Source organism: Methylobacterium sp. J-070, from assembly GCF_022829385.1.
In the GTDB taxonomy this organism is placed as follows: Bacteria; Pseudomonadota; Alphaproteobacteria; order Rhizobiales; family Beijerinckiaceae; genus Methylobacterium.
In genome coordinates this window covers 1-2,400 of the sequence record NZ_JAKSXX010000263.1, presented here as the reverse complement: position 1 = coordinate 2,400, position 2,400 = coordinate 1, and the positions used below count along the sequence as shown (strand labels likewise).

Below are 2,400 nucleotides of genomic sequence, written 5' to 3'. Positions count from 1 at the left end.
TCCCCGCTGCGATCGATGCTCTCGACCGCCTCGCCGGTCTCGATCGCCGCCACGTCCTAGCGAGCTACGCCGCCCTAAACCGCCCCGCAGCCTGAGGAGCCATCATGCCCTGCAAATCCGATCCTGATCGCCTGCCCCATCGCGGCCGCACGTCGGCCGAGCGCCGCGCCCTCGATCGGGTTGGTTGCGGCGAGCCCCCGTCTTGTTCGCCGAAGACGTTGAAGGCGCTCCTCGACGCTGGGCTGATCGTCGATGCGGGCGGCGAGATACGGCGCGATGCCCTCGGGGCCTATCGGGTCCCGTCCTATGGCATGCCGCTCCCGGTCCACTACCAGTGGTGCAGCGCCGTCGCCTTCACCGACGAGGAGATGGAAGCGTTCGAGGCCGAGATGAGCGCCAGCCATGACCGCCTCGCGCGAGCGCGCCCGCGAGTGGGAAATTTTGGCATCAAGCCGGTGCAGCAAGCCCGATGACGTCCAGCGAGTACCGCAACATCCCTCTACAGGATGCGCAGACCTCGGGCCGCGACCTCTGTTGGCACACCGCGACGCTTAGGTCGCCTCGTTCGCGCTTGCCGCTTCACGTGAGCCTTGATCTCGCTTCTCGTTCGCCGAGGTTCGCGGTACTGACTTGCGGTCCAGGCGTAGTTCATCGCCACCGTAAGCAGCATGGCGTTCTGGACCATTCTCGCGTTCAACCGAAGTGCTTCATCGGCCAACCGGCCCATCTCGTCGTAGAACATTTTTTTCCCCGATCTGGGCTCTGGCAGTTGAGGCGCCCCGAGATCCAATCCGCTCACGCGACGGCGTATGTGAACGGCCCGTCCTGCGGCCCAACTTGGGTTCGATCCCCGAGAACTCTTCGACCAGAGGCGATGATCTGGACAGTCTGTCGGCTATCGCAGGCAGTCCGCGCCATGACCTCTAAATCGCGCAGATATGAGATTAGCAACCCGTGCGGAACCTCATCTGTGTTAAGAGCCTCGTCTACTTTGGACGACACCTTACGCTCAAGCTCGGTCCAGAAGTCTGCCGAAATTAACATTTCTTGCATTGTAAAAATTCCCCGATTCGAAAATGTCGGGTTAATTTCTTGCACCTTTATTTGATGCCCATCCGGTCAAATGACAGTTGGAGTGATTAAATGCGTAACGCTACTGTTCGCGAGGAAGTCGCCTTCGCCGCCGGTATCAAGCCGGTCCGGCAGACGGCGCTGACCGCCGCCGTCACCCTGGAGACCCATGAGGGCTCAACCTGTGTCCGGGATTGTACCGCTATCCAGGCGTTGCAAGACTTCGCCGAAGATCTTGATGTTCTGGTGCTCGGCCACCTGAAACCTCGGTGGGCAGATTGCAGCCACACGAGGTTTATACCGATTGACCCGCCACCCGCTTCTCGCGGGTGACGGGGCGAAATGAGTGATTAGCGACCCATGCTGCCGGACGAGCTGCCGGTTCCCTTACCCATCGAACCAGACGTTCCGGTCGAGCCGGTGCTCATCGATCCAGAGTTGCCCGCACCCATGCGGTCCCCCGTGCCGCTCCCGTTGTTCATCTGACCGCCGGTGCTCATGCCGGTGCCAGATCCACTACCTGCACCCATCGAGCCGCCTGTTCCTGTGGAACCGCCGCTCATGCCAGTTCCGGCACCACTTGCACCGCCGCCGGCTGCTCCGCCCTGGGCGAGAGCAAAGCTAGCGCCGCCGGTAAGCAGAGCTGCAGCGATCAAAGGAGCGCATAAATTTCTAACGTTCATCTCAAAACCCAACTTTTGTTTGTAAGTAGATCCCAGACAGGATCCTGCCCAATAAACTATCGGCATCTGGAGATGTTCCTGTTTTTGTAAGCCTCACATTGTTGAAAGAGGGTGCTAAACTGAGCTTGAACTAACCTATGTGAAAGTACGGCTCTGCCACGGTCTAGGTCCAAACATTCGTTACGAGACGCGCCGCACCTGTGTAGCCGTCCACGCCCCACCCCGAGCGGCCGGGATGCCCCGCGCGTTCAGCGCCGCTGCGATCTGGCGCAGCGGGACCGCGCCCTCGGCCCGCACGGCGGCTATCACTAGGGCGAGCTCTCGGGCTAGCTCCTCGGGCCGCCGGGTCTGTCGCGCCCGCCCGCGCACTTGGCCGGCCTCCCAGTTCGACAGGTTCTCCGGCTTGCTTAGAGCTGTTCCCGGTCAGGTAGCGACGGCCAAGTCATCCTCGTAGCCAGCTGCGGCAAGGTAGTTGCGGCACTCCTGCGGAGTGAAGCACGTGAAGGCTTGGCGGATCGCCGCCCAGAGATCCGGGATTGTGCGGGCTGCCGCGCTGCGTAGCAGCGCCTTCAGCTTTGCGAAGGCCTGCTCAATCGGGTTGAAATCAGGGCTGTAGGACGGAAGGTAGAGCAGCCGCGCTCCTGCG

Annotated in this window: 4 protein-coding genes; 2 read left to right on the top strand and 2 right to left on the bottom strand. The window is 61.7% G+C overall.

Annotation, left to right across the window (positions count from 1 at the left end; all coding sequences use genetic code 11):
- Window positions 1–218: 218 nt before the first annotated feature.
- Together MKL01_RS30745 and MKL01_RS30740 are read left to right on the top strand one after the other, a co-directional pair.
- A complete protein-coding gene (locus MKL01_RS30745) occupies window positions 219–473 on the top strand; it encodes a hypothetical protein (RefSeq protein ID WP_243908977.1) in 255 nt (84 codons plus the stop codon).
- A gap of 670 nt (window positions 474–1,143) precedes the next feature.
- The gene (locus MKL01_RS30740) at window positions 1,144–1,404 is read left to right on the top strand and encodes a hypothetical protein (protein ID WP_243908976.1); all 261 of its coding nucleotides are present in this window, start codon (window positions 1,144–1,146) and stop codon (window positions 1,402–1,404) included.
- Between the two features lie 530 nt (window positions 1,405–1,934).
- On the opposite strand, the gene MKL01_RS36040 is transcribed toward MKL01_RS30740, so the two are convergent.
- Both MKL01_RS36040 and MKL01_RS30735 read right to left on the bottom strand, forming a co-directional pair.
- Complete coding sequence (locus MKL01_RS36040) at window positions 1,935–2,123, bottom strand: recombinase-like helix-turn-helix domain-containing protein (protein ID WP_313901501.1); 189 nt, start codon at window positions 2,121–2,123, stop codon at window positions 1,935–1,937.
- A 54-nt stretch (window positions 2,124–2,177) separates the two neighbouring features.
- Window positions 2,178–2,400 (bottom strand): transposase (locus tag MKL01_RS30735; protein ID WP_243904366.1); only part of this gene is annotated, 223 nt, incomplete at its 5' end.

Excerpts from the sequence above, each read along its gene's own strand:
- MKL01_RS30740 (WP_243908976.1), top strand. The coding sequence starts at position 1,144 with ATGCGTAACGCTACTGTTCGCGAGGAAGTCGCCTTCGCCGCCGGTATC.